Genomic DNA, 26,041 nt, shown 5'->3' on the forward strand with positions numbered 1-26,041 from the left:
TTAGATATCCAGAACTTGCGGCTGCTGGGCGGCGTGCGGATGCTCGGCGCCGGCGTAGACCTTGAGCTTGCGGTACATGGCGCGGCCCAGCGGGCCCTTCGGCAGCATGCCCTTGACGGCGATCTCGATCACGCGCTCCGGATGGCGCTCCAGCGCCTGGGCCAGGGTCTCGGTCTTCAGGTTGCCGATGTAGCCGGTGAAGCGGTGGTACTGCTTGTCCTGCAGCTTCTTGCCGGTGACGACAATCTTTTCTGCATTGATGACAACCAGGTAGTCGCCGGTATCGACGTGCGGGGTGTAGACCGGCTTGTGCTTGCCACGCAGGCGGCGGGCCAGCTCGGTGGCCAGACGGCCCAGGGTCTTGCCCGAGGCGTCGACGAGATACCAGTCACGCTGGACGGTCTCGTTCTTTGCGGTGAAAGTGCTCATGAAAGAACTCAGGTTAGGTCGGGCTCATTGCGGCGATGCGCTGCCGGAACTCTGCCACGCGTTGTGAAGGTGAAACACAAGAGGCGGGATTGTACCGGCCGCGGCCGCCCCGCGCAACCTGCCGCCCGCCCGGCCTTGGCAGCCCCCGGGACAGCGGCGAGAATCCGGCTACCCCACCCCGCCTGGACGCCATGATCACCGACTGCGCCTTCACGCCCCTGGACCGCCTGCTGACCGAGGCACAGCGCGCCCTGGATACGGTCTTCGGCAATCCGCCCGCCAGCCGTCCGAATCCGGCCGGCGACACGCCGGACGTCGTGCTTGAAACCGACGAACGACGCCATGCCGCGGGCCTGATGCGCATCAACCATGTCGGCGAGGTCTGCGCACAGGGGCTGTATTTCGGCCAGGCGGCCGTCGCCCGCGACCCGTCCACCCGCGCGCACCTGCTGGAGGCGGCCCAGGAGGAGACCGACCACCTGAGCTGGTGCGCGGACCGCCTGCGCGAACTGGACAGCCGCCCTAGCCTGTTCAACCCGCTGTGGTACGCCGGCAGCTATGCCATCGGCACGCTCGCCGGCCTGCGCGGCGACGGCTGGAACCTGGGTTTCGTGGTCGAGACCGAACGCCAGGTCGAGGCCCACCTGGACGAGCACCTGGAGACCCTGCCGCCCGCCGACCAGCGCAGCCGGGAGATCCTCAAGGTCATGAAGATCGACGAGGCGCGCCATGCCGACCATGCCGAACACGCCGGCGCGCGCATCCTGCCGCCGCCGATCCCGGCAGTGATGGCCTTGGCCTCCAAGGCCATGAAAACCATCGCCTACCGGCTCTGACGCCTCTCCCTGCTCCTCCTCCAGCCTCTGGAGCAGAGCCCCATTTGTTAAGGGGGTGCGGCGACAGCCGCGGGGATAGGCAGACCTGGAGTCGGGGCCCAAGGCTTGTGCAGCAAACCCTGAGGGTCCTGACCACGACGCGGACAGGACTACGCCTACCGGCTCTGACACGCTCTCCCTACTCCTACCTCCAGCCCCCCTCTGGAGCAGAGCACCCTTTATCAAGGGCGCGCACCGAAGGCACGGGGGATGGGCAGACCTGAAGTCGGAGCCCAAGGTTTACGCAGCAAATCCTGAGGGGCTTGGCCACGACGCGGACAGGACTACGCCTACCCGCTCTGACACGCTCTCCCTACTCCTGCTCCAGCGCCCCCTCTGGAGCAGAGCGCCCTTTATCAAGGGCGCGCACCGAAGACGCGGGGACGGGCAGACCCGAAGGCGGGGCCCAAGGTTTGTGCAGCAAACCCTGAGGGTCCTGGTCGCGATGCGGACAGGACTACGCCTAGCGGCTCTGATGCCACCCCCTGCTCCTCCTCCAGATCCTGCTGGAGCAGAGCCCCCTTCTGTTAAGGGGGCGCGGCGACAGCCGCGGGGATAGGCAGCTCCGGAGTGGGGCCCAAGGTTTGCAACGCAAACCTTGGGGGTCTTGGCCGCGACGCGGCCAGGACTACGCCACCACCTTCAACCCGATCACGCCGGACACGATCAGGCCGATGCACAGCAGCCGCGGCCACGAGGCGCTGTCGCCGAACAGCACGATGCCCAGCGCCGCGGCGCCGACCGCGCCGATCCCGGTCCAGATCGCGTAGCCGGTGCCGATCGGGATCGACTTCAGCGACTGCGACAGGCACCAGAAGCTGACCACCATCGCCGCCAGCGTGCCCACGCCGGGCCACAGGCGGGTCCAGCCTTCGGTGTACTTCAGGCCGATCGCCCAGACGACTTCGAACAGACCGGCTACCAGCAGATAGATCCAGGCCATGGCATTGCTCCTTGGTTTCGGGACAAAAAAGAAGCGGCCCGGTGCTTTCGCACCGGGCCGCCGTCGGCTGTGGTCCATGGATCGCGCCATGGGGCGGGCCGTCCCGCCGTGTGTTTCAGGGGTGCGAGGCTAGCAACCGGCACCCGAACCGCATGTAACCGTCACTCGGCCAGGTTGCGGCCGTGGAACAGCTCCTCGATCTCGCGGCGCAGCAGCGCCTCGATCTTCATGCGCTCCTTGAACGACAGGTTCTTGGCCTTCTCTTCGAACAGGTACTGGTCCAGGTCGAAGTCCTTCAGGTGCATCTTCGTGTGGAAGATGTTTTCCTGGTAGACGTTGACGTCGAACATCTCGTAGCGCGACTTGATGTTCTTGGCCAGGAAGTTCTGGATCGAGTTGATCTTGTGGTCGATGAAGTGCTTCTTGCCCTTCACGTCGCGGGTGAAGCCACGGACGCGGTAGTCCATGATCACGATGTCCGACTCGAGGCTCTCGATCAGGTAGTTCAACGCCTTCAGCGGCGAGATCACGCCGCAGGTGGCGACGTCGATATCGGCGCGGAAGGTGGCGATGCCTTCCTGCGGATGGGTCTCGGGGTAGGTGTGGACGGTGATGTGGCTCTTGTCCATGTGCGCGACCACGGCGTCGGAGATCAGCTCCTTGCCGGCGGCCTTCTTGTCGATCACCGGTTCCTCGGAGATGAGGATGGTCACCGACGCGCCCTGCGGATCGTAGTCCTGGCGGGCGATGTTCAGGATGTTGGCGCCGATGATCTCGGCCACATCGGTGAGGATCTGCGTGAGTCGATCGGCGTTGTATTCCTCGTCGATGTACTCGATGTAACGCTGGCGCTCCTCTTCGGTACGCGCATAGCAGACGTCATAGATGTTGAAGCTCAGCGCCTTGGTGAGGTTGTTGAAACCCTGCAACCTCAGGCGAGGCAACGGCTTGACCACGGCGGTCGGTCCTGTGAATGGTGGGAAAGGGGGCAATTATGGGGCAAACTGCCCCCCGGCGAAACGTGCGTGTCAATCCGGGTTTGCCCCTGCGGGCCGGCCTCGCTAAGCTTGCCCGTCAAGCAGGTTCATCATCTGTACATGAATGTCATCATGACCCCAGGGAACACCCAATCCGTGTCCAACGTGCGTCTCGCTTCCAGCCCGCTGGCCCTGGACATCGCCACCATCGACCGCTTCCTGGCCCACAGCCACCGCCGTCGCTACCCCACGCGGACCGACGTGTTCCGCCCGGGCGACCCGGCCGGCACCATGTATTACGTGATCAGCGGCTCGGTCAGCATCATCGCCGAGGAGGAGGAGGACCGCGAGCTGGTGCTGGGGTACTTCGGCGCCGGCGAATTCGTCGGCGAGATGGGCCTGTTCATCGAATCGGACAAGCGCGAGGTCATCCTGCGCACCCGTACGCCCTGCGAACTGGCCGAGATCAGCTACGAGCGCCTGCACCAGCTGTTCCTGGGGCCGCTGTCGACCGACGCGCCGCGGCTGCTGTACGCGATCGGCTCGCAGATCTCGCGGCGCCTGCTGCACACCAGCCGCAAGGCCAGCCGCCTGGCGTTCCTGGACGTGACCGACCGCATCGTGCGCACCCTGCACGACCTGGCCCGCGAGCCGGAGTCGATGAGCCACCCGCAGGGCACCCAGCTGCGCGTGTCGCGGCAGGAGATCGCCCGTCTGGTCGGCTGCTCGCGCGAGATGGCCGGACGCGTGCTCAAGAAGCTGCAGGCCGATGGCATCCTGCACGCGCGCGGCAAGACGATCGTGCTGTACGGGACGCGCTGAAAGCGCGCATACGCGCTTTCAACCCCAAAGTCTGCAAAGCAGACTTCGGGCCCCGGCGTACTGAACACCCGAATCCCCACGCCTGCCGGCGCGCCCCCTTTACCAAAGGGGGCTATTTCGGCGGAAACACGGCTTCGCCAGCCTCAAAGCGGGACAGCTATGTCCTGCTCCCCATCTCCTTGACGCATTCGCCCCAAGCCAGCAGGCTCCAATGATGGAATTTGGAAGCGAGTTCTACTGGTTCATCCTGATCGGGATCGGCGCGCAGCTGGTCGATGGCGCGCTGGGCATGGCGTTCGGGCTGGTGTCCTCGTCCGTTCTGCTGAGCATGGGGCTGCCGCCGGCGGCGGTGAGCGCCAGCATCCACACGGCCGAAGTGTTCACCACCGGCGCCTCCGGCGTATCGCACCTGGTGGCCGGCAACGTCGACCGGCGGCTGTTCCTGCGCCTGGCCCTGCCCGGCGCGGCCGGCGGTGCCCTCGGCGCCTATGGCCTGACCCAGTTGCCCGGCGAGCTCATCCGTCCCTTCATCTACCTCTACCTGCTGGCGTTGGCGATCTTCATCCTCGCCCGTGCCGCCGGACGCTTCACCCCCGGGCGCGAAGTGCAGCGGGTGCCGGTGCTCGGCTTCTTCGCCGGCCTGCTGGACGCCAGCGGCGGCGGCGGCTGGGGACCGGTGGCGACCTCGACCCTGCTCGCGCGCGGCGGCCAGGCGCGCACCACCATCGGCACGGTGAACGCGGCGGAGTTCATCGTCACCCTGGCGATCTCGGCCACCTTCCTGCTGTCGATGGGGCTGCAGCACCTGTCCATCGTCGCCGGCCTGCTGGTCGGCGGCATGATGGCCGCGCCGGTGGCGGCGCTGCTGGTCAAGCGCCTCAAGGAGCGCTGGGTGCTGGTCGGGGTGGGCGTGCTGGTGCTGTCGATCAGCCTGTTCCAGATCGGCCATGCGCTCCACGGCTGGCTCGCCTAGGCCGGCAACCGCATCATTCCGCTGGCAATCACGAGGCGGCCCACCGCCAGTCGGCCATGTCCCGCGATCTTCAGGCCTTGTCGCCGCCTCGGTCCACGCATCCCCAGTTGAACACCGGCGTGCCGGCCGGAAGCACCCTGCGGAAATAGTCCACGCGCGAGTGCTTGGGGTTGACCACCACCGGCGCCTTCGCCGCCTTGAGCAGCGGCAGGTCGGCGGTGCTGTCCGAATAGGCGATGGCGATGTCGCCATAACCGCGCTCGCGCAGCATGCGCATCTTCTCTTCGTTGTGGCAGTGGCGGGTGGCACCCATCGCGCCCAGCCTCGGTCCGACCTCGCTGCCGATCACCGGCACGTCCTGGTGCGCGACGAAGGCCAGGATGGCCCGCGCCAGTTCCGGCGGCGCGCCGGTCGCCACCACCACCCGGTCGCCGGCGCGGCGATGCGCGGCGAACACCTCCAGCGCCTGCGGCAGCAGCCGCGTACGGATGTCCGCCTCGTGCGTGCGCACGTACTGGTCGATGATGCCGTTGAACTCGCGCGCCCGGTGCAGGCCGAAGGTCGCGATCCACACGTAGCCGGAAATGCCGAAGCGACGCATCGGCAACAACGCCACCAGCGGACCGGCCACCGGCGTGATCAGCAACGCCGCCAGCATGCGCAGCGGATTGCGCCGGATCAGCCAGGCGAACAGGTGGCTGCCGGAATCGCCGTCGTACAAGGTGTGGTCGAAATCGAAGACGACCAGCGGCGCGTCGTCGCGGGGAACAGGATAGGACTCGCTCATGCGCTGAAGAATAGCTGACGCAGGCCTTCGCCCGGCTCCTCCACGCGCATGAAGGCCTCGCCGACCAGGAAGGCGTTGACGCCAGCATCGCGCATGGTCTTCACGTCGGCCGGGCCGAGGATGCCGCTCTCGGTGACCAGCAGGCGGTCGCGCGGCACCGCCTCGCGCATCGCCAGCGTGGTGTCCAGCGACACCTCGAAGGTGCGCAGGTTGCGGTTGTTGATGCCCACCAGCGGCACCGGCACCTGGATGGCGCGTTCCAGTTCGTCGATGTCGTGCACTTCCACCAGCACGTCCATGCCCAGCGTCATCGCCAGGTCGGACAGTCCGGCCAGCTGGCGGTCGTCCAGCGCCGAGACGATCAGCAGGATGCAGTCCGCGCCCAGCACGCGCGCCTCGACCACCTGGTAGGGATCGATGACGAAATCCTTGCGCAGCACCGGCAGCGTGCAGGCCTCGCGCGCCTGCTGCAGGTAGGCGTCGGCGCCCTGGAAGAAATCCACGTCGGTCAGCACCGACAGGCAGCTGGCGCCGCCGAACTCGTAGCTCACCGCGATCTCGGCGGGCCGGAAGTCCGGGCGGATCACGCCCTTGGACGGACTGGCCTTCTTGACCTCGGCGATCACCGCCGGATCACCGTTGGCGATGGCCGCCTGCAGCGCGCTGGCGAACCCGCGCACCGGCGACGCGTCGGCCACGCGCGCCTTCAGCTCGGCCAGCGGCATGCGGGCGCTGCGCTCGGCCACCTCCTGCGTCTTGCGGGCGAGGATGGTGTTGAGGATGTCGCTCATGGTTCTGCTTTCCTGAAAGCGGTACGGCGGGGTGAAGGGCGGAGAAGGATCAGCCGGCCAGCGCGCGGCTGGCGGCGACGTACTGCTCCATGCGCGCGCGGGCGCTGCCGTCGGCGATGACCGCGCGCGCGCGCGCCAGGCCGTCGGCGATGCTGTCGGCCACGTCGGCCACGTACAGCGCGGCGCCAGCGTTGAGCGCGACGATGTCGTTGGCCGGGCCCGGCTGGTTGTCGAGCACACCGCGCAGCATGGCGATGGACTCTTCCGGATCGGCGACCTTGAGATTGCGGCTGGCCGACATGGCGATGCCGAAATCCTCCGGATGGATCTCGTACTCGCGCACCTTGCCGTCGCGCAGCTCGCCGACCAGCGTGCCCGCGCCCAGCGAGATCTCGTCCATGTTGTCGCGGCCCCACACCACCAGCGCGCGCTGCGCGCCAAGTTCGCGCAGCACGCGCGCCTGGATGCCGACCAGGTCCGGATGGAACACGCCCATCAGGATGTTGGTCGCGCCGACCGGATTGGTCAGCGGGCCGAGGATGTTGAAGATGGTGCGCACGCCCATCTCGCGGCGCACCGGCGCCACCACCTTCATCGCCGGGTGGTGCATCGGCGCGAACATGAAGCCGATGCCGGTCTGCTCGATGGCGCGCGCCACCTGCTCCGGGCCGAGCTCGATCACCGCGCCCAGCGCCTCCACCGCGTCGGCGCTGCCGGACTTGGACGACACGCTGCGGTTGCCGTGCTTGGCCACCTTGGCGCCGGCCGCGGCGACCACGAACATCGAGCAGGTGGAGATGTTGAAGGTATGCGAACCGTCGCCGCCGGTGCCGACGATGTCGACCAGGCGGGACTTGTCGGCCACCGCCACCGGCAGCGCGAACTCGCGCATCACCGTGGCCGCGCCGGCGATCTCGCCGACGGTTTCCTTCTTGACCCGCAGGCCGGTGAGGATGGCGGCGGTCATGGTCGGGGAGACCTCGCCGCGCATGATCTGCCGCATCAGGTCGACCATCTCGTCGAAGAAGATCTCGCGGTGTTCGATGGTGCGTTGCAGGGCTTCCTGCGCGGTGAAGGTCATGACAACTCCAGGATCAGGAAATGACGATGTAATCGCTCTGGCAGCCGATGCCGGCGTGTGCACCCGGAACCAGGTGCACGTGCAGGCCGCCGATCGGGCCGACGGGCAGGCAGCTGTCCACCTCGAGCAGGGCGTCGCGGTGCGGCTTGACCCATTCCGCCTGCGCCTGCCGTAGCGCCTTGCGCTTGGCCTCCACCGCGTCGGCGGCGGCCACCAGCAGGTAGCCGTGCGCTTCGCCGAACTCGCCGTCGACATAACCGCCCAGATTGACGAAGTAGAGTCTCGGCGTACCGGTGGCCGGCGCCTCGGCGGACAGGCGCACCTGCCACTGCTCGACGCCGTCGACCGTCATCCACGAATCGATATGCAGCCCGGCCGCCTCGCCGAACCATTGCGCGCGCAGCTGCGCATGGCTCCGCTCGATGGTGGGCGCGACGGCGAACACGACGTCATGCACTTCGGTATTGGCGCGCGCATGGCGGCCGCCGAGCATCACCACGAACAGGCGCAGGTCGGCATCGCTCACGGCATCGGCCTCGCGCTCAGGGCCAGGCGCACGCCGAAGCCGATGAACAGCACGCCGGCAACCTTGTCCAGCCACTGCATGCCGCGCGCCGCCCAGCGGCTGCTGCGCATGCGGTCGGCCAGCAGCACGTAGAGCGCGTTGACCGGCAGCGCGTTGACGGTGAACACGAGGCCAAGCAGCGCGAACGCCAGCGCCTTGTCCTGCACCGACGGGGCGATGAACTGCGGCAGGAAGGCGAGGAAGAACAGCACCACCTTCGGATTCAGAACATTGGTCAGGAAGCCGCCGGCGAATACCTGCCACCACGATGCGGTGCCGCCGGCGCCAGGCTCGATGCCCTCCCGCAGCGCCGCCGGTGCGGCGGTGCTGCGCAGCAGGCGCACGCCCACCCACAGCAGGTAGGCCGCGCCAATCCACTTGATCGCGACGAACAGCGACGCCGACGTCGCCAGCAGTACACCCAGCCCCAGCGACGCCAGCGCCACGTGCACCAGGCAGCCGGCGCTGATGCCCGCGACCGCCGCGAATCCGGCGCGGCGCCCGCCACGCAGCGAACGGCTGACGATGTAGAGCACGTCCGGACCGGGCGTGAGGTTCAGAACCCAGCCGGCCAGCACGAACAGCAGCAGTTGCGCAGGTTCGATCAGCACGTGCGGTCCAGGAAGTTCTTCATCAGCGCGTGGCCGTGCTGGGTGAGGATGGATTCGGGATGGAACTGCACGCCTTCCACCGGGTACTCGCGGTGGCGCAGGCCCATGATCTCCTCCATCGAACCGTCGGCATTCTCGGTCCAGGCGGTAATCTCCAGTTCGGCCGGCAGCGTGGTCTTGTCCACCACCAGCGAGTGGTAGCGGGTGGCCTCGTAGCGGTCCGGCAGGCCGGCGAACACGCCCTTGCCTTCATGGCGGATCGGCGAGGTCTTGCCGTGCATGATGTTGCCGGCGCGGATCACGCGGCCGCCATAGACCTGGCCGATGCCCTGGTGGCCCAGGCACACGCCGAGAACCGGGATGGACGGCCCGAGCCGGCGGATCACCTCCAGCGACACGCCGGCGTCGTCGGGCGTCTTCGGCCCCGGCGACACCACGATGTGCGAGGGCTGGAGCGCGGCGATCTGCTCGACGCTCAGCGCGTCGTTGCGCACCACCTTCACCTCGGCGCCCAGCATCTGCAGGTACTGCACGAGGTTGAAGGTGAAGCTGTCGTAGTTGTCGATCATCAACAGCATGGTTCAGTTTCCGTCGCTAATCAGGAAGATGGCGTAGACATTTTCGGTGTAGGTGATGGGCGCGGCGGTGAGCAGTTCTCCGGGCGCAGGCAAGGGGGACACCGCAACGCGGGAACCGCTCACCTGCACACGATCCAGCGAATCACCCCTCTCGTAAAAATCCCGGGCGCCGTTGGCGCTCGGCCAGCTGCCCGCCTGCACCCCGTAGGCGAAACTGGGGGCGACATCCGAAATCGTATAAAGGCCGATGATCTTCGCCCCGTAGGCATCCGCAAGGCCCTTGGCCGACGTGCGCGTCTGCGCTGCGGCCTCTGCCTTGAGTTCGGCGCGCAGGCGCGCCTCGCCCGAATAAACCGGAGTGGCTGTCCGCACCTGCACTTCACTACTAGCCTTCAACTCGGCAAGGAAAGCCTGCAATCGCTCTGGCGTCTCGAACGCACCCTCCATATCACGGCTGACGGCGGTGCCCTGGAACACCTCCTCATCATTCTTGTAGCGCGTGGATGGCGCGATGCTCAGGTTGTCCATGCGTACGGTCTCCGCGATGGCACCATGCGTTGCAAACAACGCCGCGATCCGCTCCGCATTGACCTGGACCTTGCGTCGCGCGATATCGGTCTGCATGTCCACCGATTCCAGCGCGACCTTCACCACGAAGCGATCCGGCATCACCTTGCGGCTCGCATCCCCCTTCACCAGCAGATGCGGTTGCGAGGGAACCGAGTTGGCCTGCGCCCATGCCTGCGGAACCACGGCAACCAGCAACGCCGACCACAGCAACATGCGGGAAAACTTCATGTGGCACTCCTTGTCATGGCGAGAGGAACGGCATTTACGTCGGAAACCGGCGGCGCTGAGGCAAGGGTCAAAGCCCCTTCGCCGCCTGCGCCACCGCGCGGAACAACGCGCGGCCCTTGTTCATGGTCTCGTGCCACTCGGCGTCCGGGTCGGAGTCGTAGACCACGCCGCCGCCGGCCTGCACGTACAGGTAACCGTCCTGGATGACCGCGGTGCGGATGGCGATGGCGGTGTCGGCGTCGCCGTGCCAGCCGATGTAGCCGACCGCGCCGGAATAGACGTTGCGCTTGACCGGCTCCAGCTCGCGGATGATCTCCAGCGCGCGGATCTTCGGCGCGCCGCTGACGGTGCCGGCCGGGAAGGTGGCGCGCAGCACGTCGCTGTAGCTCAGTCCGGCCTTCAGCGTGCCGGTGACCTCGCTGACGATGTGCATGACGTGGCTGTAGCGCTCGATCACGAACTGCTCGCCCACCCGGACCGTGCCCGGCTCGGCGACGCGGCCGACGTCGTTGCGGCCCAGGTCGATCAGCATCACGTGCTCGGCGCGCTCCTTGGGATCGCCCAGCAGCTCGACCTCCAGCGCCTTGTCCTGCTCCGGCGTGGCGCCGCGCGGGCGGGTGCCGGCGATGGGGCGCACGGTGACGACGCCATCGCGCAGGCGCGCCAGGATCTCCGGCGAGGAGCCCACCACCTGGGTGCCGCCGACATCGATGAAATACATGTAAGGCGACGGATTGAGCGCGCGCAGCGCGCGGTACACGTCGATCGGCCGCGCGCGGAACGGCACGCGCAGGCGCTGGCTCGGCACCACCTGGAAGATGTCGCCGGCGCGCACGTAGTCCTGCGCCTTGCGCACCACCTCGTGGTACTGCTCGCGGGTGAAGGAGGACTGGAAATCCTGCTCGTCGATGGCGTCGGACACCTGCGCCTGCGGATAGCCGGCGCCGGCCTGGCGCAGCCGGTGCGCCAGTTCGTCGAGGCGGCGGTTGGCGCGCGCCCAGGCCTGCGGCTGCGTCGGGTCGGCATGCACGATCAGGTACAGCCGGCCCTTGAGGTTGTCGAACACCGCCAGCTCTTCGGACAGCATCAGATAGATATCCGGCGTGCCGAGTTCGTCGGGCTTGTCGCCGGCGCCCAGGTGCGGCTCGATGTACTGGATGCATTCGAAGCCGAACCAGCCGACCAGGCCGCCGGTGAAGCCCGGCAGGCCCTCGAACTGCGGCACCGAGTGCTGCGCGCGCAGGACTTCGACTTCGGCCAGCGGGTCGGCGACCTCGCGCCGCTCGATCACCTCGCCCAGCTCGCTCACTTCCAGCGTATGGCCGCGGAAGCTGTAGATGCGCCGCGCGGGCAGGCCGATGATGGAATGGCGGCCGAAGCGTTCACCACCCTCGACCGATTCGAACAGGTAGGTATGCGGGCCGTCGGCGAGCTTGAGGTAGACCGAGAGCGGCGTGTCCAGGTCGGACAGCACTTCGCGGACGACGGGGATGCGGGTGTGGCCTTCAGCGGCCTGCTGCTGGAACTGCTCGAACGTGATCAAGACGGTCTTCCTTCCGGGAATCGGCGGTGGCGGTACGGACGACGGCAACGGGCCACCATCGCCACCAGCGGCGAGCGGAAGAAAGGGAACGCTTGGTCGTCAGAATGGGCACCGCGCAACTCTACCGCACTTCGGGCGGCCGTTGTGCATCGCCGCAGGGGGAGATTCGCTTGCACGGGCAACCATCCCCGCCCTCACGTAGGAGCGGCTTCAGCCGCGATGGGGCTTTCTGCATGTCCTTCGGCAACTGCCTGCGATTTCGCCGGAGGTGCTAATCGGTGAAGCCCTTTCGCGGCTGAAGCCGCTCCTACCGGGGAAGGCGGCGCGGTGTCATGGGAGTGTCATCGTGCGCCCGGAGAATGGAAGGCCATAGCAGGGACGATGGATGGAGGCAGGATCAGCCTCCCACGAATTCCCCCCGGCCGTGGCGGCGACGCCACGGCCTTTTTTTGCCGTCCGCCCGCAGCCCCTCAGCCTTCGGCGAACCGCTGCAGGGCGTCGCCCTGCAGCCGGTACACCGTCCACTCGTCCTGCGGCAGCGCGCCGGCGGCGCGGTAGAAATCGATCGCCGGCGTGTTCCAGTCCAGCACCGACCACTCGAAACGGCCGCAGCCCTGCGCCACCGCCAGCCGCGCGATGTGCTGCAGCAGCGCCTTGCCCGCGCCGCATCCGCGATGTTCCGGGCTGACGTACAGGTCTTCCAGGTAGATGCCGTTGCGGCCCAGCCAGGTGGAGTAGTTGTGGAAATACACCGCATAGCCGATGGCCTGGCCGTCGCGCTCGCAGACCAGCGCCTGCGCCTTCGCGCCGGCGCCGAACAGGCTGGCGCGGATGCCGGCCTCGTCGGTCTGCACCGAGGACTCGGCCTTCTCGTAGATCGCCAGCTCGCGGATGAAATGCAGGATCAGGCCGGCGTCATCGGCGACGGCCGGACGGATGTTCAACTCTGACATCTCAACCTCGCTTAGCAGGGATCACCGCATTCTGCACCCAGCCGTAGAAGGAGAGGCTTGCGTGCCTCAGCCCCGCGCCGCGGCGACGTTGGCGCGCATCTGCGCGATCACCTGCGCGTAGTCCGGGGCGTTGAAGATGGCCGAGCCGGCGACGAAGGCGTCGGCGCCGGCCGCGGCGATCTGCCCGATGTTGTCGGCCTTCACCCCGCCGTCCACTTCCAGGATCACCGGCTTGCCGCGCTTGTCGATCATCGCCCGCACCGCGCGCAGCTTGTCCAGCGTGGAGGGAATGAAGGCCTGACCGCCGAAGCCGGGGTTGACCGACATCAGCAGCACCAGGTCCAGGTCCTCCAGCACCCAGTCCAGCACTTCCACCGGCGTGCCCGGGTTCAACACCAGGCCCGCCTTGCAGCCGTGCGACTTGATCAGCTGGATGGTGCGGTGGACATGCCTGGAGGCTTCCGGGTGGAAGCTGATGAGACTGGCGCCGGCTTCGGCGAAGTCCGGCACGATGCGGTCCACCGGCTCGACCATCAGGTGCACGTCGATCGGCGCGGTCACGCCGTGTTTGCGCAGCGCCTGGCAGACCATCGGGCCGATGGTCAGGTTGGGCACGTAATGGTTGTCCATCACGTCGAAGTGGACCCAGTCGGCGCCGGCGGCGATGACGTTGTCGACCTCCTCGCCCAGCCTGGCGAAGTTGGCCGAGAGGATGGACGGGGCGATGATGCAGTTGGACATGGCGGAGCCTTTCAGCGCTTGCGCAGGGTTTTGATGCGGTCGTAGGCGGCGTTGATCTGCCGGGCCTTCTTCTCGGCCTGGGCGCGCAGTTCGGGCGCGGCGCCGGCCAGCTTGTCGGGGTGGTACTGGGAGATCAGGCGGCGGTAGGCCAGGTCGATCTCGGCGTCGCTGGCCTCGCGGGTGACGCCCAGTTCGCGGTACGGCAGGTCCTTGCCCAGCTTGAACCAGTCGCTGTCGAAGGCGTGCCCGAGCAGCATGCCCACCACCGCGCCGAACAGCGGGTTGGGCCTGAACAGCAGGGCGCCGGCGATGAATCCCAGCAGTTTTCCGTACCAGCGCATGGGCGGGGCTGTGGCCTTGAAGATCGGAGGCGCATTTTATGCCACAGCGGCCCCGGACCGCTTTACACTAGGCCGCCCGCCGTCCCGCGGGCCCCCCGGGTCCTGTGCCGACGGCTCCATCGCCAAGTTCCAGGAGTGCCCGTGCCGACCACGCTGCTGCAATCCGATCTTCCCGGCCTGCCCTTGCGCCACCGCGGCAAGGTGCGCGATGTGTTCGATATCCCGCGCGAGCGACTGCCGGCCGACGCGCCGGCCGGCGATTACCTGCTGATCGTGGCCACCGACCGCCTGTCCGCGTTCGACGTGGTGCTGCCCGACCCGATCCCCGGCAAGGGCGAGATGCTGTGCCAGGTCTCCAACTTCTGGTTCGCCAAGACCGCGCACCTGATGCCCAACCACCTGACCGGCATCGACGTGGCCAGCGTGCTGCCCGAGGGCGTGGACCCGGCGCTGTACGCCAGGCGCGCGGTGGTGACCCGCAAGCTCAAGCCGGTGCCGGTGGAAGCCATCGCCCGCGGCTACCTGATCGGCAGCGGCTGGAAGGACTACCAGCGCACCGGCCAGGTCAGCGGCATCAAGCTGCCCGACGGCCTGCAGCAGGCGCAGCAGCTGCCCGAACCGATCTTCACCCCGTCCACCAAGGCCGCGGTGGGCGACCACGACGAGAACATCGACTTCGACGCGATGGTCAAGGCGGTGGGCGCCGAACTGGCCGAGAAGGTGCGCGACGCGACCCTGCGCATCTACAAGTTCGCCGCCGAGTACGCGGCCGAGCGCGGCATCCTGCTGGCCGACACCAAGTTCGAGTTCGGCACCGACGCCGACGGCCGCCTGTACATCATGGACGAGATGCTGACGCCGGATTCCTCGCGCTACTGGCCGGCCGACGAGTACGAGGTCGGCACCAGCCCGCCGAGCTACGACAAGCAGTTCGTGCGCGACTACCTGGAAACGCTGGACTGGAACAAGACCGCCCCCGGCCCGGAACTGCCGGCCGAGGTGATCGCGCGCACCCGCGACAAGTACGCCGAGGCCCTGCAGAAGCTGGCCGGCATCCATATCGACTGACCACCGGCGCGCCCGCCCGGGCGCGCACCACACGCTCCGCCGGGAGAAGAGGCAGCATGGACATGAGCGCCGCACGCCCCATCGACCGCTGGTTCGCCAGTTACTCCGGCGACCATCGCAACTCCGTCAACCAGGCCATCCACGTGGTCGCGGTACCGGCCATCCTGTGGTCGGTGGTCGCCGTGCTGTGGTGCGTCCCGCCGCTGCTGCCCTGGTTCCAGAACGGCATCTGGGCGGCGCTGGCGATGTTCGGCGCGTGGGCGTACTACAACCGCCTGTCGCGGCCGCTGGGCATCGGCATGCTGATCCTGTTCTTCGTCTCCGGCTGCGTGTGCCGGCTGCTGGAGGACCGCATCGGCGTGCGCGGCCTGCTCTACACGGGCATCGGCGTGTTCGTGGTGGCGTGGATCGCGCAGTTCGTCGGCCACCATATCGAAGGCCGCCGGCCCAGCTTCCTCACCGACCTGACCTATCTGCTGATCGGCCCGATCTGGGTGCTGGCCAAGCTGTACCGGCAGTTCGGCTGGAAGTACTGACCGGACGCGGTGCAAGGGTCCGGGCACATGCGGCCGTTCGCATCGCCCGGCGCCTCCACAAGGGCGCGCTTTGGCGCGCTGCGAAGCTTGCCGGCTGAGCCCCTCGCGCACCGAGGTGCGCTCCCGCGGGCAGCGCGCTACATACCGAACATGTCCCGGGTCGGACGGAACGGGCGCGGCGCGTAGCCGAAATCGCGCTGCGCCGGACCGATGTCGAACACCAGCGGCGCGCGCAGGCGCGCCAGCGCGGCGGCGTTCATGCCGCGCAGACGCCCGGCGGCATGGGCCAGCGCCAGCGCCGCGCGGAACAGGGGCGCCGGCACGCGCAGCAGCCGCGGTCGCGGCTGCAGCGAGGCGAGCACCCGCCGCACCATTTCCGTGTAGCCCAGGCGTTCGCCGCCGGCCAGCGCGTAGGCGTGCCCGGCCGTGGCCGGATGCCGCAGCACCTGCAGCGCGGCGTCGGCCAGGTCCTGCACATGCACCGGCTGGCGCAGGCCATCGGCGCCTGCCGGCAGCGCGAACATGCCGGCGCGTGCGGCCAGACGCGCGATCGCGGTCAGCGTGGCATCGCGGCCGGCGCCATAGACCAGGGTGGGCCGCAGCACCGTCGCCGCCACGCCGCGTTCGCGCGCGGCCGCGAACAGGGTGGCTTCGGCCTCGCGCAGGCGGCGGGCGACGTCGCGTTCGGCCGGTTCGCTCGAATCCCCCTTGACCTCGACGCTGGTGGAACCGAACGCGACCACACGCGGCGCGGCGATGGCCGAGGCCGCGTACCAGCGCGCGAAATGATCGAGCGGGCCACAGCTGAATACCGCATCGAACGGGCCTGGCTCCTGCCAGCCGCCGGAGAGGTCGCCCTGCCGCCATGCCAGCCCCGGCGCCGCCGCACGCGGCGCGCGCGATACCGCGCTGACCTGCCAGCCTTCGGCCAGCAACCCGGCCAGCAAGCGCTCGCCGATCTGCCCGCTGCCGCCGAACACCAGCGCGCGGCGCGGCGCGTTTTCGTCGTGTCGCCCTGTTTCCATGCGGAAAGCATAGGCGATGGGAACGCATCGACGCCCGGCGGGTAGACTCGGCACGACCGACCCGCCGAGGACGCCATGCCGCATTCCCGCCCCGCGCCGCCCCGCGCGATCCTGCTGGCCACCGACCTGGGCGCCCGCTGCGACCGCGCCCTGTCGCGCGCCCTGCAACTGGCGCGGCAATGGGACGCGCGGCTGGTGGTGGCGACCGTGCTGCCGCCGGCACCGGCGCAGCAGATGATCGCCGGGGTGCTCGACGCGCCCGATCCGCTGGCGCGCGAGCACGCCCGCCAGGCGGCGGAATGGCGGCTGCGCCGCGACCTGGGCGCCGAGGCCGACGGCATCGCGCTGGAAGTACGCGTCGGCGAAGGCCATGTCGGCCGCGCCGTGCTGCAGTTGGCCGCGGAAACCGGCTGCGGCCTGGTCGTGACCGGCATCGCCAGCGACCCGGTGTTCGAACTGCCCGCGCTGGGCTCGACGGTGCTGTGGCTGACGCGGCATTGCCCGCTGCCGCTGCTGGTCGTGCACCGGCGCGTGCGCGCGCCCTACCGCGACCTGGCCGTGGCCACGGATTTCTCCGAAAGCGCGCGCCACGCGACCCGGCAGGCGCTGGCCTTGTTCGGCCCGCCGCTGCGGCTGGCGCTGGTGCACGCGCTGGAATCGCCGGGCAGCGCCCTGCTGGCCGGCGACCGCGACGCGCTGCAGGCGCAGGCGCGGCTGCGCGCGGACGAGCAGGCGCGCGAATTCCAGGCCGGCCTGCCGCCGATGGCACCGGACCAGGTACGAACGGTGATCGAACCCGGCGATCCGGCGCGACTGCTGCGCCAGCATGCGCAGGCCGAGGACATCGACCTGGCCGTGGTCGGCACGCATGGCCGCGGCGCGCTGTTCGAGCTGCTGATCGGCAGCATCGCCCGACGCCTGGTCGCGACCCTGGAAACGGACACGCTGCTGGTCCGCGACCCGCGTTCGCTGCCGGAGCCCTGAGTCCCTAGCCGTTCCCGCGCGAGACGGTTCCCCATCCCGAAACGCGACGCGCGGTGAAGGATCGTTCGACGACGCGCAGGCGGACTCGCCGCCGCGCCGCCCGGCGCCCCGCCAGGCCTGTGCGCCGCCTCGCCCGTCCCGCTTCCCGGCAGTCCGGCGGCCATCCGCGGGACGCCGGGACGGACGGGCGCGCAGGCCCCATGCCGGGATCGCCGCCGCGCGCGGAACCCGAACGGCCTGTTCATGTACGGGGTTCCGGTGGCAAAAAAGCGCCTGCTAGACTGCAAAACCTGCTCGCGAATCCCGCATTCCCTGCATGACATCCGTTCTCCCCCTGCTGCTCGCGCTGCCATTCGTGATGGCCGCGCTCATCGCCCTGCACGCCCGCCTTTCCCGCACGGCGGCCGCGTGGCTGGCCGGCGCGGCGCCGCTACTGGGCCTGGCGCTGCTGGGGGCGATGACGCCGGCGGTGCTCGACGGCGCGGTGCTGCGCGCGAGCTGGGCCTGGCTGCCGCGGATCGGGCTGGACGCTACCCTGCGCCTGGACGGGCTGGCCTGGATGTTCGCCGGCCTGGTGCTGGGCATTGGCGCGCTGGTGGTGCTGTACGCGCACTACTACCTGTCCGCACAGGACAGCGCGCGCCGCTTCTACAGCTGCCTGCTGCTGTTCATGGGCGCGATGCTGGGCATGGTGCTGTCCGGCAACCTGTTGCTGCTGATGGTGTTCTGGGAGCTGACCAGCATCAGCTCGTTCCTGCTGATCGGCTTCTGGTCGCATCGCCGCGACGCGCGCGAGGGCGCGCGCATGGCCTTCGTCGTCACCGGCGGCGGCGGGCTGGCGCTGCTCGGCGGCGTGCTGCTGATCGGGCGCATCGTCGGCAGCTTCGACCTGGACGTAGTACTGGCCTCGGGCGAATTGATCCGCAACAGCCCGCTGTACCCGTGGGCGCTGCTGCTGGTGCTGGCCGGCATCTTCACCAAGAGCGCGCAGTTCCCGTTCCACTTCTGGCTGCCGCACGCCATGGCCGCGCCGACGCCGGTATCGGCCTACCTGCATTCAGCGACGATGGTGAAGGCCGGCGTGTTCCTGCTGGCGCGGCTGCACCCGGCGCTGGCCGGCAGCGAGCTGTTCTTCTACCTGGTCAGCGGCATCGGCGCGGCCACCCTGCTGATCGGCGCCTGGAACGCGATCTTCCAGCACGACCTCAAGGGCCTGCTGGCCTATTCGACGATCTCGCACCTGGGCCTGATCACCCTGCTGTTCGGCCTGTCCACGCCGATGGCGGTGGTGGCCGGCGTGTTCCATATCCTCAACCACGCCACCTTCAAGGCCTCGCTGTTCATGGCCGCCGGCATCATCGACCACGAGACCGGCACCCGCGACATGCGCCGCCTCGGCGGCCTGCGCCGGCTGATGCCGGTCACCAGCGCGCTGGCGATCATCGCCTCGCTGGCGATGGCCGGCATCCCGCTGCTCAACGGCTTCCTGTCCAAGGAAATGCTGTTCGCCGAGGCCCTGTCCACCGGCGGCCCGCAATGGATGCGCACGGCGATGAGCTCGGCGGCGCTGCTGGCCGGCATCCTCGGCGTGGCCTACAGCCTGCGTTTCGTGCACGACACGTTCTTCGGCAAGGGCCCGCTCGACATCGACGTGGTGCCGCACGAGCCGCCGCGCTGGATGAAGGTGCCGGTGGTCGTGCTGGTGCTGATCTGCCTGGCGGTGGGCATCGCCCCGGCGCTGACCGTGGCGCCGGTGCTGCACGCCGCCGCGCAGTCCATCCTGGGCGCGGCCATGCCCGCCTACAGCCTGTCGGTCTGGCACGGCTTCAACCTGCCGCTGGCGATGAGCGGCATCGGGATCGCCGGCGGCATCGCCCTGTATTTCGGCCTGCGCCGCCTCACCGACCTGTACGCGGCCCGCAACCGTCCGGTCGGCAAGCAGCTGTTCCAGCGCGGCATGGACGCGCTGTTCGGGCTGGCCCAGCGCCTGACCCACGCGCTGGCCGACGGCAGCCTGCAGCGCATGCTGCTGGCCCTGGTGCTGGTGGCGGTGGTGGTGGCCGCCGCGCCGTATGCCGCCGCGCCGTCGTGGCCGGCCTGGCCGGCGGCGCAGCCGATGCCGCTGCTGGGCTGGGCGCTGTGGCTGGTGATGCTGGCCTGCGCGCTGGGCGGGCTGTTCCTGTACCGGCAGCGCCTGCTGGCGGTGATCGTGATGGGCGGCACCGGGCTGATGGTGGCGCTGGCCTTCGTATTCCTGTCCGCGCCCGACCTGGCGCTGACCCAGCTGATGGTGGAGACGGTGACGCTGGCGCTGATGCTGCTGGGCATGAACTACCTGCCGGCGCAGTCGCCGCCCGAGCGCGGAGCGTGGCGCAAGCGCCGCGACGCGCTGATCGCCGTCGTCGCCGGCGGCGGCCTGGCCGCGCTGGCCTACACGATGATGACCCTGCCGCCCAACACCATGGCCGGGGAGATGCTGCGGCGCGCGCTGCCCGAGGCCTACGGCCACAACGTGGTCAACGTGATCCTGGTCGACTTCCGCGGCTTCGACACCTTCGGCGAGATCACCGTGTTCGGCATCGCCGCGCTTGTGGTGCATGCGCTGCTGCGGCGCTCGCGCATGGCGCCGGAGCAGATCATGCCGGGCCCGCCGATCAAGCTGCCGGTGCCGGCCGATCTTGCGCAGATCATGTTCCCGCTGACCCTGACGGTGTCGATCTTCCTGTTCCTGCGCGGCCACAACGCGCCGGGCGGCGGCTTCATCGCCGGCCTGGTGCTGGCGGTGCCGCTGCTGATCCAGTACGTGATCCAGGGCACCGCCTCGGTCGAGTCGCGCTTCGGCTTCGACTACATCCGCTGCATCGGCCTGGGGCTGCTGATCGCCCTGCTCAGCGGCGTGGCCTCGACGCTGTTCGGCGTGCCGTTCCTGACCAGCGGCCACCTCGACCTGCACCTGCCGCTGATCGGCGAGGTGCCGCTGGCCAGCGCGATGGGCTTCGACACCGGCGTGTACCTGGTGGTGTTCGGCGGGGTGATGCTGATCCTGTCGATGATGGGCACCGTCAAGCCGTCGCGCACGCGCAGCGCGCGCCATGGCGAGATCGACATCCACCGCCGTTCGGCGCGCACCGGGGAGATGCACTGATGGAACTGGCCCTGGCGAGCGCCATCGGCGTGCTCACCGCGATCGGCGTGTACCTGCTGCTGCGCGCGCGCAGCTTCGACGTCATCCTCGGCATGACCTTCCTGTCCTATGCCACCAACCTGCTGATCTTCAGCGCCGGGCGGCTGGTCAGCGGCAAGGCGCCGGTGCTCAAGGACGGCGTGGCCTCGGACCTGGCGCACTACACCGACCCGCTGCCGCAGGCGCTGGTGCTGACCGCCATCGTCATCGCCTTCGCCATGACCGCGGTCTGCATCGTGCTGGCGATACGCAGCCGCAGCGACAACCACAGCGACCACGTCGACGCGCACGAGCCCGATGAAGGCCACGGGGGCGGCGCATGAACCACCTGCCGATCCTGCCGATCCTGGTGCCGCTGCTCGGCGCGTCGCTGTCGCTGTTCGTCGAGCACCGCCGCTACGGACCCAGGGTGCAGCGCGGCGTGGCGTGGACCAGCCTGGCGCTGCTGGCGCTGGTCGAGGCGCTGCTGATCGCCGCCACCAGCCAGGGCGAGGTGATGGTCTACCTGCTCGGCGACTGGCCGGCGCGGCTGGGCATCGCCCTGGTCGCCGACGGCCTGTCCGGCTGGATGCTGGGCACCACCCTGCTGCTGGCCGTGGCCTGCCTGCTGCACGCCTGTACCGGCTGGGACCGGCGCGCGCCGCACTTCCACGCGCTGTTCCAGTTCCAGCTGGTCGGCCTCAACGGCGCCTTCCTGACCGGCGACATCTTCAACCTGTTCGTATTCTTCGAGGTAATGCTGATCGCCTCCTACGGCCTGCTGCTGTCCGGCGGCCGCGGCCTGCGCCTGCGCATCGGCCTGCACTACGTGGTGTTCAACGTCTCGGCCTCGACCGTGTTCCTGGTCGCGCTGGGCATGCTCTACGCCGCCCTGGGCTCGCTCAACATGGCCGAGATCGGCCAGCGCATCGCCGAGCTGCCGCCCTCGCACCTGAAGCTGGCCAAGGCCGCGCTGGGCCTGCTGCTGGTGGTGTTCTGCGCCAAGGCCGCGCTGCTGCCGCTGTACCTGTGGCTGCCCGAGTCGTATGCGCGCGCGCCGGCGGCGGTGGCCGCGCTGTTCGTGATCATGACCAAGGTCGGCCTGTACGCGGTGCTGCGGGTGGGCACGCTGTGGTTCGGCGCAGGCACCGGCGCGCTGGCCGGCTACGGCGCCGGCTGGCTGCTGTGGGCCGGCGCGGCGACGCTGCTGCTGGGCGCGCTCGGCGCGCTGGCGGCGACCCGGCTGCGGGTGCAGGTGGCCTACCTGGTGGTGGTCTCGGCGGCGACGCTGTTCATCGCCTTTGCGCTCGGCAACGCCGGCACGATCTCGGCCGGCCTGTACTACCTGCCGCACAGCACCTTCGCCGCCGCCGCCCTGTTCCTGGTCGCCGACCTGATCCGCCGCCGCCGTTTCCGCGCCGGCGAGCGCGGCGAGCGCGAGCTGGCCGCGGCGCTGCCGGGCAAGACCGTGCCCGGCCTGCTGTTCCTGGTCGGCGCGGTGGCGGTGGCCGGGCTGCCGCCGCTGGCCGGCTTCCTGGCCAAGGCCGCGCTGCTGTCGGCGGTGCCGGCCGCGTATACCGGCATGGTGTGGGCGGTGGTGCTCGGCGGCGGCCTGCTGGTGATCATCGGCCTGGTACGCAGCGGCATCCGCTTGTTCTGGCACGTGCCCGGCGAGGAGGACGCGCCGCCGCCGCCCGATCCCGACGTACCGGCGCGGCCGTTCGAGACCGCCGCCACCGGCCTGCTGCTGGCCTATGCGGTGGCGATGAGCGTGTTCGCCGCGCCGCTGATGCGGCAGACCGACGCCATCGCCGCGCAGCTGCTGGCGCCGCAGCAGTACCTGCACGACGTGCGCGGCACCATGCCGCAGTCGAGGCAGCCATGAGCGCGCGCCGGTCCCTGCGGCGGCGGCTGTTCCCGTCGCCCGCGCTGTCGATCACCGTGGTCGCGTTCTGGATGGTGATGTCGGCCAGCTTCGACCTCGGCCAATTGCTGCTGGGCATGCTGCTGGGCGTGGTGATCCCGCTGTTCGCCGCGCGCCTGGACCGCGAGTTCGCGCGCATCGGCACGCTGCGGCCGGTGCCGCGGCTGGTGTGCGTGATGCTGTGGGACATCCTGCTGTCCAACTTCCGCGTCGCCGCGCAGGTGCTGGGGCCCGAGCGCCGGCTCACCCCGGGCTTCATCTGGGTGCCGCTGGACATCGGCAACATCCACGGCGTCGCCGCGCTCACCAGCCTGATCACCCTCACCCCGGGCACGGTGTCCTCGGCGCTGTCCGACGACCGCCGCTACCTGCTGGTGCACGTGCTGCACCTGGAGGACCCGCAGGCCCTGATCGACGAGATCAAGTCCCGCTACGAAGCGCCGCTGATGGAGATCTTCCCGTGACCGGACACCTGGTTTTCCAGACCACCGTGGTGGTGTGCATGCACATGGTCGGCGTGGCGATGCTGCTGGCGCTGTGGCGCCTGCTGCGCGGCCCGACCGTGCCCGACCGCATCCTCGCCCTGGATACGCTCTCGGTCACCGCCATCGCCGAACTGATGCTGTTCGGCATGTACCTCAACTCGGCGGTCTACTTCGAGGCGGCGCTGGTGATCGCCATGCTCGGCTTCTGCAGCACCGTGGTGCTGAGCAAGTTCGTGCTGCGCCGGGACATCGTCGAATGATGGCCTTCTTCCAGATCCTGCTGTCGGCGCTGCTGCTGTTCGGCTGCTTCTTCATCCTGGTCGGCGCGCTCGGCCTGGTGCGCCTGTCCGACTTCTTCAAGCGCCTGCACGCGCCGACCAAGGCCAGCACGCTGGGCGTGGGCTGCGTGCTGGTGTGCTCGGTGGCCTACCACATCTTCCTGGGCGAGGACCCGCAGCCGCGCGAGCTGCTGATCACCGTGTTCCTGTTCATCACCGCGCCGATCAGCGCGCACATGATGGCCAAGGCCGCGCTGTCGCTGATGATGGAGAGCCGCCCGCAAGTGCCGGGCGACGACAGCGCGCGCAAGGAACAGCTGCCGCCGCCGGAAGGGTGCGACGGCGACTGAGGGCCACGCGCGGCCGCGACGACGCACGCGCCCTGTCATCACGTTTTCACCTGCGCCGGGCAGGCTCTGGGCTCCGCGCCGCACCGCCCGTCCGCCCATGCAACCGCGCAAGACCGACCTCGCGCATGCTGCACTCCAGGCCCATCGCGCCCCGCTGGACCTGCGCCAGCGCCGTGCCCTGATCCTGTGCGACGGCAAGCGCGGCCTCGGCGAACTGCGCGCCCTGCTCGGCGACGATGCGCCGGCGCTGGTCGCGCAGCTGCAGCGCGATGGCTACCTGCACGCGGAGCAGGCGGCACCACCGCCGCCGGCGCCCGAAGCCGCACCGGCCGCTACGGCACGGCGCCGTTCGCTGGTCGCCGCGCGCATCTACCTGCTGGACATGCTCGCGCTGCAGCGCCATCCGGCGGCGGCGCACCTGCACCGGCTGCTGCAGGCCACGCGCGAGGAAGCGGACACGCTGCACGCACTGCGGCTGGCGCTGGCGCAGCTGCCGGCCATGGCGTCGGACGGCTACGTGCAGCGCGTGCGCGAACGGCTGCGCGAAGTACTGCCCGAGCAACACCTGGCAGCAGTGCTGGAAGCGCCGCTGCCGGCCTGAATCACTCCTGCGGCGGCGCGAAATTGTTGCGCAGCCCGCGCCAGCAGGCCTGGTAGTCGCGCTGGCGATGGCCGGCGGCGACGGCCTGCTCGGTCGGGCGGATCACGCAGCGGGTCTCGAACATGAAGGCCATGGTGTCGGTGATCACGTCCGGCCGCGACAGGTCGGCGCTGGAAGCCTTGTCGAAGGTGGCCGCATCCGGACCGTGGCCGGTCATGCAGTTGTGGATCGAGCAGCCGCCGGGCACGAAGCCTTCGGCCTTGGCGTCGTAGGCGCCGTGGACCAGGCCCATGAACTCGCTGGCGATGTTGCGGTGGAACCACGGCGGGCGGAACGTGTCCTGCGCCACCAGCCAGCGTGGCGGGAAGATCACGAAATCCAGGTTGCTGGTGCCGGGCGTGTCGCTGGCCGAATGCAGCACCAGGAAGATCGACGGGTCCGGATGGTCGTGGCTGATCGAACCGATGGTGTTGAAGCGGCGCAGGTCGTAGCGGTACGGCGCGTAGTTGCCGTGCCAGCCGACCACGTCCAGCGGCGAATGACCGATGTCGGCGCGCCACAGCCGGCCCTGGAACTTGGCGACCAGTTCGAAGTCGCCCTCGACGCTCTCGTACGCGGCCACCGGCGTTTCGAAATCGCGCGGGTTGGCCAGGCCGTTGCTGCCGATCGGGCCGAGGTCGGGCAGCTTCAGCAGCGCGCCGAAGTTCTCGCAGACGTAACCGCGCGCCTGCCCGTCGGGCAGTTCCACCGCGAAGCGCACGCCGCGCGGGATCACCGCGATCTGCTGCGGCTCGATCTCGACCACGCCCATCTCGGTGCGCAGGCGCAGGCGGCCGAGCTGCGGCACGATCAGCAGTTCGCCGTCGGCGTCGTAGAAATAGCGGCCGCGCATGTCGGCGTTGGCGGCGTACAGGTGGATGCCGGCGCCGGCATGCGCCTCGGGCGAGCCGTTGCCGCCCATGGTGTACAGCCCCTCGACGAAATCGGTGGGCGCGTCCGGCAGCGGCAGCGGATTCCAGCGCAGTTGGTTCGGCGATACCGCGCCGTGGCTGAAATCGCCATGCAGGCGCGGCTGCTCGAACGGGGTGAATTCGCCGTGCATCGCCGCCGGGCGGATGCGGTACAGCCAGCTGCGGCGGTTGCTGCCGCGCGGCGCGGTGAACGCGGTGCCGGTCAGCTGTTCGGCATACAGCCCGTGGGCCACGCGCTGCGGCGAATTGCGCCCCACCGGCAGGGTGCCGGGCACCGCCTCGGTGGCGAACTCGTTGCCGAAGCCGGATTGATAAGCGTTGTTGCTCTGGGACATGGCTGCGCTCGCTGGATATGCCCGGATGGAGAGTGGTTTCAGGTCAGCCGCGCCGGGTCGCTCGCTCGGCCAGCAGCCCCAGTCCGCCGGCCAGGTCGAGGACGCGCGCGGTGTCCTTGCGGCGGACGATGAAGGCGTAGAGGTTGTCGTCGAAGTGATTGCCCCACAGCAGGATTTCGTAGGGCGTCGGCCGGGCGGCCAGCTCCCCGTCCAACCACTGGAAGTAGTCCGCCACCGGCATTTCCTGTCCTGGAAACGCCGGCAGCGGGTCGGCGAACTGTTCGCTGATCTCTTCGTGCAGTTCGTCGACCTTGTCGCCGATGGCGACGAAATCGCCGAGTTCGGCGAGGATCGCGAACTGCATGAACTCCGCCGGGCTGTCGCCTTCGATCCACTCCAGTTCGGGATCGGCCGGCGATGCCTCGATCCGGGCCACGCAGTCGGCCAGGTCGTCGCCCTCCAGGCCATCGCAGGTCAACAGGGTGATCAGTTCGGTCAGCATCGCGCGTTCCT

Annotated in this window: 30 protein-coding genes; 13 read left to right on the forward strand and 17 right to left on the reverse strand. The window is 69.2% G+C overall.

The window, feature by feature from the left end:
* On the reverse strand, positions 1–429 hold the full coding sequence (gene rplM / locus CQ393_RS00490) for a 50S ribosomal protein L13 (RefSeq protein WP_056932810.1): 429 nt from the start codon (positions 427–429) through the stop codon (positions 1–3).
* A gap of 191 nt (positions 430–620) precedes the next feature.
* Here rplM and coq7 point away from each other — a divergent pair, with 191 nt between their 5' ends.
* Complete coding sequence (gene coq7 / locus CQ393_RS00495) at positions 621–1,265, forward strand: 2-polyprenyl-3-methyl-6-methoxy-1,4-benzoquinone monooxygenase (RefSeq protein WP_153189663.1); 645 nt, start codon at positions 621–623, stop codon at positions 1,263–1,265.
* Between the two features lie 667 nt (positions 1,266–1,932).
* Here coq7 and sugE read toward each other — a convergent pair.
* On the reverse strand, positions 1,933–2,247 hold the full coding sequence (gene sugE, locus CQ393_RS00500) for a quaternary ammonium compound efflux SMR transporter SugE (RefSeq protein WP_153189664.1): 315 nt from the start codon (positions 2,245–2,247) through the stop codon (positions 1,933–1,935).
* Between the two features lie 161 nt (positions 2,248–2,408).
* Positions 2,409–3,203, reverse strand: coding sequence for an adenosylmethionine decarboxylase (gene speD / locus CQ393_RS00505; protein ID WP_054667806.1), 795 nt, complete (start codon positions 3,201–3,203; stop codon positions 2,409–2,411).
* A 153-nt stretch (positions 3,204–3,356) separates the two neighbouring features.
* Between speD and crp the strand changes: the two genes are divergently transcribed.
* Together crp and CQ393_RS00515 are read left to right on the forward strand one after the other, a co-directional pair.
* Entirely contained in the window at positions 3,357–4,046 is a 690-nt protein-coding gene (crp, locus tag CQ393_RS00510) for a cAMP-activated global transcriptional regulator CRP (protein ID WP_153189665.1), read from the forward strand.
* A 214-nt stretch (positions 4,047–4,260) separates the two neighbouring features.
* The gene (locus CQ393_RS00515) at positions 4,261–5,019 is read left to right on the forward strand and encodes a sulfite exporter TauE/SafE family protein (protein WP_153189666.1); all 759 of its coding nucleotides are present in this window, start codon (positions 4,261–4,263) and stop codon (positions 5,017–5,019) included.
* A 70-nt stretch (positions 5,020–5,089) separates the two neighbouring features.
* On the opposite strand, the gene CQ393_RS00520 is transcribed toward CQ393_RS00515, so the two are convergent.
* The 11 genes from CQ393_RS00520 to CQ393_RS18385 form a co-directional block, all read right to left on the reverse strand.
* Positions 5,090–5,806 (reverse strand): haloacid dehalogenase-like hydrolase, encoded by a 717-nt coding sequence (locus tag CQ393_RS00520; protein ID WP_153189667.1) that lies wholly within the window; start codon positions 5,804–5,806, stop codon positions 5,090–5,092.
* Positions 5,803–6,597, reverse strand: coding sequence for an indole-3-glycerol phosphate synthase TrpC (gene trpC / locus CQ393_RS00525; RefSeq protein ID WP_153189668.1), 795 nt, complete (start codon positions 6,595–6,597; stop codon positions 5,803–5,805). Before trpC ends, CQ393_RS00520 begins: the two co-directional genes overlap by 4 nt.
* Before the next feature lie 49 nt (positions 6,598–6,646).
* A complete protein-coding gene (gene trpD / locus CQ393_RS00530; protein ID WP_153189669.1) occupies positions 6,647–7,678 on the reverse strand; it encodes an anthranilate phosphoribosyltransferase in 1,032 nt (343 codons plus the stop codon).
* A gap of 13 nt (positions 7,679–7,691) precedes the next feature.
* A complete protein-coding gene (locus CQ393_RS00535; protein ID WP_343199427.1) occupies positions 7,692–8,204 on the reverse strand; it encodes a DUF1543 domain-containing protein in 513 nt (170 codons plus the stop codon).
* The gene (locus CQ393_RS00540; protein ID WP_343199428.1) at positions 8,201–8,854 is read right to left on the reverse strand and encodes a LysE family translocator; all 654 of its coding nucleotides are present in this window, start codon (positions 8,852–8,854) and stop codon (positions 8,201–8,203) included. The genes CQ393_RS00535 and CQ393_RS00540 overlap by 4 nt, the downstream gene beginning before the upstream one ends.
* Positions 8,848–9,432, reverse strand: a complete 585-nt coding sequence (locus CQ393_RS00545) for an aminodeoxychorismate/anthranilate synthase component II (RefSeq protein ID WP_153189670.1) — start codon at positions 9,430–9,432, stop codon at positions 8,848–8,850. The genes CQ393_RS00540 and CQ393_RS00545 overlap by 7 nt, the downstream gene beginning before the upstream one ends.
* Positions 9,433–9,435: 3 nt before the next feature.
* Positions 9,436–10,230: an SIMPL domain-containing protein gene (locus CQ393_RS00550; RefSeq protein ID WP_153189671.1), complete on the reverse strand. Its 795-nt coding sequence runs from the start codon at positions 10,228–10,230 to the stop codon at positions 9,436–9,438.
* Positions 10,231–10,297: 67 nt separating this feature from the next.
* On the reverse strand, positions 10,298–11,773 hold the full coding sequence (gene trpE / locus CQ393_RS00555) for an anthranilate synthase component I (RefSeq protein WP_153189672.1): 1,476 nt from the start codon (positions 11,771–11,773) through the stop codon (positions 10,298–10,300).
* 470 nt (positions 11,774–12,243) lie between these two features.
* Complete coding sequence (locus CQ393_RS00560; protein WP_153189673.1) at positions 12,244–12,726, reverse strand: GNAT family N-acetyltransferase; 483 nt, start codon at positions 12,724–12,726, stop codon at positions 12,244–12,246.
* Between the two features lie 66 nt (positions 12,727–12,792).
* Positions 12,793–13,467 carry a ribulose-phosphate 3-epimerase gene (gene rpe / locus CQ393_RS00565; protein WP_153189674.1) on the reverse strand — a complete coding sequence of 225 codons (675 nt, stop codon included), beginning with the start codon at positions 13,465–13,467 and terminating at the stop codon, positions 12,793–12,795.
* A gap of 11 nt (positions 13,468–13,478) precedes the next feature.
* Complete coding sequence (locus CQ393_RS18385; protein WP_153189675.1) at positions 13,479–13,808, reverse strand: DnaJ domain-containing protein; 330 nt, start codon at positions 13,806–13,808, stop codon at positions 13,479–13,481.
* Between the two features lie 141 nt (positions 13,809–13,949).
* On the opposite strand from CQ393_RS18385, the gene CQ393_RS00575 reads away from it, so the two are divergent.
* Positions 13,950–14,876, forward strand: a complete 927-nt coding sequence (locus tag CQ393_RS00575) for a phosphoribosylaminoimidazolesuccinocarboxamide synthase (protein ID WP_343199430.1) — start codon at positions 13,950–13,952, stop codon at positions 14,874–14,876.
* Between the two features lie 56 nt (positions 14,877–14,932).
* Complete coding sequence (locus tag CQ393_RS00580) at positions 14,933–15,412, forward strand: Mpo1-like protein (RefSeq protein ID WP_153189676.1); 480 nt, start codon at positions 14,933–14,935, stop codon at positions 15,410–15,412.
* A 137-nt stretch (positions 15,413–15,549) separates the two neighbouring features.
* Here the strand turns inward: CQ393_RS00580 and CQ393_RS00585 are convergent, their stop codons facing one another.
* Positions 15,550–16,437, reverse strand: a complete 888-nt coding sequence (locus CQ393_RS00585; protein ID WP_153189677.1) for an NAD-dependent epimerase/dehydratase family protein — start codon at positions 16,435–16,437, stop codon at positions 15,550–15,552.
* Positions 16,438–16,512: 75 nt separating this feature from the next.
* Here CQ393_RS00585 and CQ393_RS00590 point away from each other — a divergent pair, with 75 nt between their 5' ends.
* The 8 genes from CQ393_RS00590 (at position 16,513) to CQ393_RS00625 (ending at position 24,222) form a co-directional block, all read left to right on the forward strand.
* Entirely contained in the window at positions 16,513–17,421 is a 909-nt protein-coding gene (locus tag CQ393_RS00590; protein ID WP_153189678.1) for a universal stress protein, read from the forward strand.
* A gap of 316 nt (positions 17,422–17,737) precedes the next feature.
* The gene (locus CQ393_RS00595) at positions 17,738–20,566 is read left to right on the forward strand and encodes a monovalent cation/H+ antiporter subunit A (protein WP_153189679.1); all 2,829 of its coding nucleotides are present in this window, start codon (positions 17,738–17,740) and stop codon (positions 20,564–20,566) included.
* Positions 20,566–20,928: a Na+/H+ antiporter subunit C gene (locus CQ393_RS00600; RefSeq protein WP_153189680.1), complete on the forward strand. Its 363-nt coding sequence runs from the start codon at positions 20,566–20,568 to the stop codon at positions 20,926–20,928. The genes CQ393_RS00595 and CQ393_RS00600 overlap by 1 nt, the downstream gene beginning before the upstream one ends.
* Positions 20,925–22,469, forward strand: coding sequence for a monovalent cation/H+ antiporter subunit D (locus CQ393_RS00605; RefSeq protein WP_153189681.1), 1,545 nt, complete (start codon positions 20,925–20,927; stop codon positions 22,467–22,469). Before CQ393_RS00600 ends, CQ393_RS00605 begins: the two co-directional genes overlap by 4 nt.
* A complete protein-coding gene (locus CQ393_RS00610) occupies positions 22,466–22,972 on the forward strand; it encodes a Na+/H+ antiporter subunit E (protein WP_153189682.1) in 507 nt (168 codons plus the stop codon). The genes CQ393_RS00605 and CQ393_RS00610 overlap by 4 nt, the downstream gene beginning before the upstream one ends.
* Positions 22,969–23,253: a K+/H+ antiporter subunit F gene (locus CQ393_RS00615; RefSeq protein WP_343199432.1), complete on the forward strand. Its 285-nt coding sequence runs from the start codon at positions 22,969–22,971 to the stop codon at positions 23,251–23,253. The genes CQ393_RS00610 and CQ393_RS00615 overlap by 4 nt, the downstream gene beginning before the upstream one ends.
* Positions 23,250–23,621 (forward strand): Na+/H+ antiporter subunit G, encoded by a 372-nt coding sequence (locus tag CQ393_RS00620; protein ID WP_153189683.1) that lies wholly within the window; start codon positions 23,250–23,252, stop codon positions 23,619–23,621. Before CQ393_RS00615 ends, CQ393_RS00620 begins: the two co-directional genes overlap by 4 nt.
* A gap of 97 nt (positions 23,622–23,718) precedes the next feature.
* Positions 23,719–24,222, forward strand: a complete 504-nt coding sequence (locus tag CQ393_RS00625; RefSeq protein WP_153189684.1) for a hypothetical protein — start codon at positions 23,719–23,721, stop codon at positions 24,220–24,222.
* A gap of 1 nt (position 24,223) precedes the next feature.
* Here the strand turns inward: CQ393_RS00625 and hmgA are convergent, their stop codons facing one another.
* On the reverse strand, positions 24,224–25,528 hold the full coding sequence (gene hmgA / locus CQ393_RS00630; protein ID WP_153189685.1) for a homogentisate 1,2-dioxygenase: 1,305 nt from the start codon (positions 25,526–25,528) through the stop codon (positions 24,224–24,226).
* A gap of 43 nt (positions 25,529–25,571) precedes the next feature.
* Positions 25,572–26,030 (reverse strand): hypothetical protein, encoded by a 459-nt coding sequence (locus tag CQ393_RS00635; RefSeq protein WP_153189686.1) that lies wholly within the window; start codon positions 26,028–26,030, stop codon positions 25,572–25,574.
* Positions 26,031–26,041: the final 11 nt, after the last annotated feature.

It is taken from the genome of Stenotrophomonas sp. MYb238, assembly GCF_009496535.1.
Classification (GTDB): Bacteria; Pseudomonadota; Gammaproteobacteria; order Xanthomonadales; family Xanthomonadaceae; genus Stenotrophomonas.

Coding starts and splice junctions, on each gene's coding strand:
- rplM (WP_056932810.1), bottom strand. CDS start 429: ATGAGCACTTTCACCGCAAAGAACGAGACCGTCCAGCGTGACTGGTAT.
- coq7 (WP_153189663.1), top strand. CDS start 621: ATGATCACCGACTGCGCCTTCACGCCCCTGGACCGCCTGCTGACCGAG.
- sugE (WP_153189664.1), bottom strand. CDS start 2,247: ATGGCCTGGATCTATCTGCTGGTAGCCGGTCTGTTCGAAGTCGTCTGG.
- crp (WP_153189665.1), top strand. CDS start 3,357: ATGACCCCAGGGAACACCCAATCCGTGTCCAACGTGCGTCTCGCTTCC.
- CQ393_RS00515 (WP_153189666.1), top strand. CDS start 4,261: ATGGAATTTGGAAGCGAGTTCTACTGGTTCATCCTGATCGGGATCGGC.
- CQ393_RS00520 (WP_153189667.1), bottom strand. CDS start 5,806: ATGAGCGAGTCCTATCCTGTTCCCCGCGACGACGCGCCGCTGGTCGTC.
- trpC (WP_153189668.1), bottom strand. CDS start 6,597: ATGAGCGACATCCTCAACACCATCCTCGCCCGCAAGACGCAGGAGGTG.
- trpD (WP_153189669.1), bottom strand. CDS start 7,678: ATGACCTTCACCGCGCAGGAAGCCCTGCAACGCACCATCGAACACCGC.
- CQ393_RS00545 (WP_153189670.1), bottom strand. CDS start 9,432: ATGCTGTTGATGATCGACAACTACGACAGCTTCACCTTCAACCTCGTG.
- CQ393_RS00550 (WP_153189671.1), bottom strand. CDS start 10,230: ATGAAGTTTTCCCGCATGTTGCTGTGGTCGGCGTTGCTGGTTGCCGTG.
- CQ393_RS00560 (WP_153189673.1), bottom strand. CDS start 12,726: ATGTCAGAGTTGAACATCCGTCCGGCCGTCGCCGATGACGCCGGCCTG.
- rpe (WP_153189674.1), bottom strand. CDS start 13,467: ATGTCCAACTGCATCATCGCCCCGTCCATCCTCTCGGCCAACTTCGCC.
- CQ393_RS18385 (WP_153189675.1), bottom strand. CDS start 13,808: ATGCGCTGGTACGGAAAACTGCTGGGATTCATCGCCGGCGCCCTGCTG.
- CQ393_RS00580 (WP_153189676.1), top strand. CDS start 14,933: ATGGACATGAGCGCCGCACGCCCCATCGACCGCTGGTTCGCCAGTTAC.
- CQ393_RS00585 (WP_153189677.1), bottom strand. CDS start 16,437: ATGGAAACAGGGCGACACGACGAAAACGCGCCGCGCCGCGCGCTGGTG.
- CQ393_RS00590 (WP_153189678.1), top strand. CDS start 16,513: ATGCCGCATTCCCGCCCCGCGCCGCCCCGCGCGATCCTGCTGGCCACC.
- CQ393_RS00595 (WP_153189679.1), top strand. CDS start 17,738: ATGACATCCGTTCTCCCCCTGCTGCTCGCGCTGCCATTCGTGATGGCC.
- CQ393_RS00600 (WP_153189680.1), top strand. CDS start 20,566: ATGGAACTGGCCCTGGCGAGCGCCATCGGCGTGCTCACCGCGATCGGC.
- CQ393_RS00605 (WP_153189681.1), top strand. CDS start 20,925: ATGAACCACCTGCCGATCCTGCCGATCCTGGTGCCGCTGCTCGGCGCG.
- CQ393_RS00610 (WP_153189682.1), top strand. CDS start 22,466: ATGAGCGCGCGCCGGTCCCTGCGGCGGCGGCTGTTCCCGTCGCCCGCG.
- CQ393_RS00620 (WP_153189683.1), top strand. CDS start 23,250: ATGATGGCCTTCTTCCAGATCCTGCTGTCGGCGCTGCTGCTGTTCGGC.
- CQ393_RS00625 (WP_153189684.1), top strand. CDS start 23,719: ATGCAACCGCGCAAGACCGACCTCGCGCATGCTGCACTCCAGGCCCAT.
- hmgA (WP_153189685.1), bottom strand. CDS start 25,528: ATGTCCCAGAGCAACAACGCTTATCAATCCGGCTTCGGCAACGAGTTC.
- CQ393_RS00635 (WP_153189686.1), bottom strand. CDS start 26,030: ATGCTGACCGAACTGATCACCCTGTTGACCTGCGATGGCCTGGAGGGC.